The sequence below is a fragment of the Allocoleopsis sp. genome (genome assembly GCF_036703385.1).
Lineage (GTDB): Bacteria > Cyanobacteriota > Cyanobacteriia > Cyanobacteriales > Coleofasciculaceae > Allocoleopsis.
The window spans coordinates 1-5547 of record NZ_DATNPA010000198.1 but is presented as its reverse complement, the minus strand read 5'-3'; the positions used below and the strand labels follow the sequence as shown (position 1 = coordinate 5547).

The 5547-nt window shown below is 48.6% G+C and carries 5 protein-coding genes; 2 read left to right on the top strand and 3 right to left on the bottom strand.

Features of this window, described 5'->3' with window-relative positions:
• Positions 1 to 186: 186 nt before the first annotated feature.
• Positions 187 to 528, bottom strand: coding sequence for a histidine triad nucleotide-binding protein (locus V6C93_RS10050; RefSeq protein WP_333476521.1), 342 nt, complete (start codon positions 526 to 528; stop codon positions 187 to 189).
• A gap of 155 nt (positions 529 to 683) precedes the next feature.
• Here V6C93_RS10050 and V6C93_RS10045 point away from each other — a divergent pair, with 155 nt between their 5' ends.
• Complete coding sequence (locus V6C93_RS10045; RefSeq protein WP_333476520.1) at positions 684 to 2216, top strand: YifB family Mg chelatase-like AAA ATPase; 1533 nt, start codon at positions 684 to 686, stop codon at positions 2214 to 2216.
• 23 nt (positions 2217 to 2239) lie between these two features.
• Here V6C93_RS10045 and V6C93_RS10040 read toward each other — a convergent pair whose 3' ends face one another.
• Positions 2240 to 2614: a hypothetical protein gene (locus tag V6C93_RS10040; protein ID WP_333476519.1), complete on the bottom strand. Its 375-nt coding sequence runs from the start codon at positions 2612 to 2614 to the stop codon at positions 2240 to 2242.
• Positions 2615 to 2767: 153 nt separating this feature from the next.
• On the bottom strand, positions 2768 to 4120 hold the full coding sequence (locus V6C93_RS10035; protein ID WP_333476518.1) for a hemolysin family protein: 1353 nt from the start codon (positions 4118 to 4120) through the stop codon (positions 2768 to 2770).
• Positions 4121 to 4360: 240 nt separating this feature from the next.
• On the opposite strand from V6C93_RS10035, the gene purB reads away from it, so the two are divergent.
• On the top strand, positions 4361 to 5547 hold a 1187-nt coding region (purB, locus tag V6C93_RS10030; RefSeq protein ID WP_349262670.1), incomplete at its 3' end, for an adenylosuccinate lyase.

Here is a 5547-nt window from a genome sequence, read left to right as displayed (position 1 = left end):
CACTCGCAAAACCGATCCCACACGTTCGCAGATTCGCGACGCTGTAATGTGGTTGTCATGTTTTTATGATGGCTTAATAATTTTTCAAGGTTCAGCGGGCGGTTTTGTGTTCGCCCATATTTAACTTAACCCATTTGTTTCGTTTTGTAAAGTTCTTCAAACTTTTTTTAGAATCCCTAAGCGGTGTTAACCCGGAGGCCACTTCATAGGGCGTCCGCCCAAGATGTGCAAATGTAGGTGGTCAACGGTTTGACCGCCATCAGCACCGTTGTTAATCACAAGGCGATAGCCGTTATCCAGACCGACTTGCTGGGCAATCCGCTTGGCGGTCAAGAGCAGGTGTCCCATTAGGGCATGGTCTTCGGATTCGGCTGCGGCTAGCTGAGGAAGGGGCTTTTTGGGAATCACCAGGATGTGAACGGGTGCTTGGGGGGCAATGTCTCTGAAGGCAATTGTTAAGTCATCTTCATAAACAATGTCAGCAGGCACTTCTTTGCGAATAATCTTGCTGAAGATGGTCTCGCTCATATTAAATCTTTGACTCACTAGTGGTGAAAGCGGCTCAGACTGCTAGCAATTTTACGTAATCACCGTCCTGGAACGAAACTAAATCCAGTAATTTCCCGGTTCAGTAACCTAGATAACAAGCCCTATACTCGCGCTTAAGTGTCAGGGAAATTGAGATGCTAGCCAGAGTTTGGAGTGCTTCCATCGTGGGAATCGATGCCGTTAAGGTGGGTGTCGAAGTGGATGTGTCTGGTGGATTGCCGGGAATTGTGGTTGTTGGGCTACCGGATACTGCCGTTCAAGAATCACGAGAACGGGTCAAGGCGGCGCTAAAGAATGCTGGTTTTGCCTTTCCCATGCGGAAGATTGTGGTGAATCTGACACCTGCTGACTTGCGTAAAGAAGGGCCAAGCTTTGATTTACCGATTAGTGTGGGCATTATGGCGGCGTCAGAGCAGGTGAGTGCCGAATTGTTGGGCGATTATCTGTTTTTAGGAGAAGTTTCCCTGGATGGGAATCTGCGACCCGTTGCCGGAGTGTTACCGATTGCCGCAGCGGCTAAGCGATTGGAAATTTCGGGTTTGGTCGTTCCGGCGGATAATGCACGAGAAGCGGCAGTTGTACAGGGACTTGCGGTTTATGGGTTCAATGATTTGGCACAAGTGGCTGACTTTTTAAACGACCCAGAGCGTTTCTCACCGGTTCAGATGGACGGGTTGCAGGCGTTGCGAACCTCTCGGTCAACGGGGCCAGACTTAAAAGATGTAAAAGGTCAGGCTCATGCTCGTAGAGCCTTAGAAATTGCGGCGGCTGGGGGACATAATTTAATCTTTGTGGGGCCTCCTGGGAGTGGAAAAACCATGCTGGCGCGACGCTTGCCAGGGATTTTACCTCCTTTAAGCTTTGACGAAGCCTTAGAAGTGACACAAATCCACTCTGTGGCGGGGTTGCTCAGAGACAAAGGAACCTTGGTCAGCGATCGCCCTTATCGCAGTCCTCATCACTCCGCTTCTGGCCCCTCCCTGGTCGGTGGTGGCAGCTTTCCGCGTCCTGGGGAAATCTCTTTAGCTCACCGAGGGGTGCTGTTTTTGGATGAGTTGACAGAATTTAAGCGCGATGTCTTAGAATTCTTGCGTCAACCGTTAGAAGATGGTTGTGTTACCATTTCCCGCACTCGTCAATCGGTGATGTTCCCCGCACAGTTCACCCTAGTGGCGAGTACGAATCCCTGTCCTTGTGGCTACTTTGGGGATACTATCCAAGCTTGTACTTGTTCGCCGAGGGCTAGGGAACAATACTGGGCAAAGCTTTCGGGGCCGTTGATGGATCGAATCGACTTACAGGTGGCAGTGAATCGATTGAAGCCAGAGGAGATTACGCGACAACCAATGGGTGAGGAGTCGGCACCTGTACGGGAACGAGTACAAGCGGCACGCGATCGCGCCCATCACCGTTTCAAAACAGCAGATGCAGCCATTCGTTGCAATGCTCAAATGCAGAGTCATCATCTGCGTCACTGGTGCCCGTTGGATGATACCTCTCGCAACTTACTAGAGGGAGCAATTCGCAAGTTAGGCTTATCGGCACGGGCAAGCGATCGCATTCTTAAAGTAGCCCGTACCATTGCTGACTTAGCAGGTGATGAAGTTCTCAAACCCCAACACGTTGCCGAAGCTATTCAGTACCGCACTATTGACAGAATGCAATAAATGTGGAATAAGAGGACGCTTAACTAGGGAAGTTCAACGCCAGAACGACGTACTAAGCTCAAAACCCTCAGAACCAAAGCTCTGAGGAAGTGAGCCATACTTTGGGGATGAGCGATCGCCCAAAAATTGATGCTCAGACAGGTACTAGCCAGCCCTAACAGGATAAAGGTGGGAGCCATGACCACCCCAATCATCCACCAAGTGAACACATGAAATACCATCACCAGCGCCGGGAGGCAGGCAAGCCCAGCCGCTTGTCGCACCTGAGCCTGAGGGCGGTGCAGTCCGGTGAATATCATCGTCTGCAAGGTGAAGAGCAAGTTGGCAGGAACCAAAAATGCACAGATGGCTAGACAGTTGGTTCGTGAGAATTCCAAGAGAGTGTTAAAGTCAAACATGCAATATTAGGTATAAGTACTGTTGCCAGTGTATCTCTGCGACCAACCTCCTCAAAATTGATCGGTTCTATGTTTTCTTGATAGATAGCTCCTGAGAATCGCAGTTCAAGTATCCCTAGGCTGGTTCTAACCTCCAGAGTGAGCAATACTCTGTTAAGTGCTGTTCCTCAAACGCAAAGAAGCTGCTTGCCCAGGCACCACTAAGACCTTATCAACTCGGTTACCATTCATAGTCCTCACTTCAAAGCGTAGTCCAGCCCACTCAAAATGCTCTCCGACAGAAGGAATATGTCCGAGTTGGCTCATCACAAATCCCCCTAAGGTTTGGTAGCTAACTCCTGCCCCTGGTAACAACTTTCGCAAACGGAAAATTTCCTTAAACTCGTCAATCGCTAACAATCCGTCTAACAACCAAGACCCATCCTCACGTTGCACAACTTCAGGGTCAGCTAAATCTTCACGAGAGGGGATGTCACCCACGATCGCTTCTACAATGTCATTAAGCGTAACCAAGCCTTGAGTCACGCCATATTCATCCACAACTACGGCAATATGGGTACCAGAGGTCTTGAACAAGTCCAGAACTTTCAACGCTCTCATGCTTTCCGGCACATACAACGGTTGATGTAACAAGGCTTGTAGTTCAATCAGTTGAGTTGGGTTATGGGCTAAAAATTCTTTGGCTTCCACTATACCCAATATGTTATCCACGTTTTCTTGAGCGACCGGGAAGAAAGAATGAACACTTTCGACGACCAAGCGGCGGATTGATTCGAGTGGGTCATCCATATCAAGCCAGACCATCTCAGTACGCGGACTCATAAAACTACTGACCCGTCGCTCTCCCAGACTAAAAACTCGCTCCACTACATTTTGTTCGGTTTGCCCTACCAAGCCAGCTTCATGGCTGGCTGCAACTAAAAGCTTGAGTTCTTCAACAGAATGAAGCAATTCTTCACCACTGCCCGGTTGTAAGCCCAGCAATCTGAGGACAAAGTTTCCTAAACTGTTTAAGACGTGGACTGCTGGGCGAAAGATAGCTAGATAAACTTCTAAGAGATTGACCACAGCAATAGCCGTTTCTTCTGTCCGTTGGAGTGCCAAACTCTTAGGAGCTAATTCTCCCAAGACGATGTGGAGAGCGGTGATTGTTGTAAAAGCAACAACCCCTGATAGGGCATGGGAACTAATCAGTGCCAAAGGTTCAGGGAGCAGATGGAACGCTGGCTCGATTAGCACAGCGAGTGCTGGTTCTCCAATCCAGCCCAGACCGAGGGAAGACATCGTAATACCAAGCTGGGTCGCTGCAAGGTAAGCGTCCAGGTTGCTCACGGCACGTTGTAAAGCTGCCGCCTGGGGATGATCTTCAGCAACTAGCTGCTCGACACGACTAGGGCGCAAAGCTACTAAGGCAAATTCCGCAGCCACAAAAAAGCCATTAGCTAGCACTAGGAGGATTACGGCTAGCAACTTGCCAGCAATCAGCATACTGAATGGACTACTCATGACGGTTGTAAGTAAGCTTCTAACTCTTGAGATGAGATGCTTTCTCCAGCATCACTCACCCAAGCTAGTTATTAAAAATTCGTAATTCATAATTATGTTTGGGAAAAGGATTTAATAATTCGTAATTATGACGGCAAGTATAATCAGACCACTAACTCTGGCAATAATCTAACGCCGCTTGATGAAGCCATCTGACATCAAGTTGTACAATAATGACCGTTGTATTTCGTGACATAGGCATTGATCGAGCGCTACACCCTGCCCGAAATGGGCGAATTGTGGACGGACACCTACAAGTTCAAAACCTGGCTTCAGGTCGAAATCGCTGTTTGTGAGGCACAAGCAGAACTGGGTGCCATTCCAGCATCGGCTGTTGAGGAGATTAAAGCTAAGGCGAATTTTGACCCGAAGCGGATACTAGAAATTGAGGAAGAAGTCCGCCATGACATGATCGCCTTTCTCACGAATGTAAATGAGTATGTGGGCGATGCGGGACGTTACATCCACTTAGGGTTGACAAGTTCCGATGTCTTGGATACAGCTCTGGCACTGCAACTGGTAGCCAGCTTGGACATTATTCTGGAGCATCTAGAGAAACTTAGTCAAGCGATTCGTTACCAGGCACAGCAACATCGCCATACTGTGATGATTGGTCGTTCTCATGGCATTCATGCCGAACCGATCACCTTTGGTTTTAAGCTGGCGGGGTGGTTGGCGGAAGTGTGTCGCAACCGCGATCGCCTCTGCCAAGTGCGTCATGAAATTGCGGTGGGGAAGATTTCCGGTGCAGTGGGAACCTATGCCAATATTGACCCCCGTGTGGAAGCGATCGCAACTCAGAATTTGGGACTGCAACCGGATACCGCTTCAACTCAGGTGATATCGCGCGATCGCCATGCTAATTTTGTGCAACAATTAGCGCTTTTAGGGGCAACAATTGAACGTTTTGCGGTAGAAATTCGCAACCTGCAAAGAACCGATGTTCTAGAAGTTGAAGAATACTTTTCTAAAGGACAAAAAGGTTCCTCAGCAATGCCGCACAAGCGCAACCCGATTCGTTCTGAACGCTTAACAGGAATGGCGCGAATTGTGCGAAGTCATGCGGTGGCGGCATTAGAAAATGTGGCGCTGTGGCACGAACGAGATATCTCTCACAGTTCAGTGGAACGAGTGATATTACCTGATGTTTGCATTTTGACTCACTTCATGCTGGTGGAAATCACCGACTTGGTGAAGAAGCTGTTGGTTTATCCAGAAAACATGAAGCGAAATATGAATCTTTACGGGGGCGTTGTTTTCAGTCAGAGGGTATTACTGACCTTGGTTGAAAAGGGAATGACTCGTGAAGAAGCCTACAGGATTGTACAGTTTTGTGCTCATGAAGCGTGGAATAAACCAGAGGGAAATTTCCACGATTTGATTGCTAA

Bases quoted from the DNA above. Each gene is read 5' to 3' on its own strand.
- V6C93_RS10050 (WP_333476521.1), bottom strand. From the start codon at position 528: ATGAGCGAGACCATCTTCAGCAAGATTATTCGCAAAGAAGTGCCTGCT.
- V6C93_RS10045 (WP_333476520.1), top strand. From the start codon at position 684: ATGCTAGCCAGAGTTTGGAGTGCTTCCATCGTGGGAATCGATGCCGTT.
- V6C93_RS10040 (WP_333476519.1), bottom strand. From the start codon at position 2,614: ATGTTTGACTTTAACACTCTCTTGGAATTCTCACGAACCAACTGTCTA.
- V6C93_RS10035 (WP_333476518.1), bottom strand. From the start codon at position 4,120: ATGAGTAGTCCATTCAGTATGCTGATTGCTGGCAAGTTGCTAGCCGTA.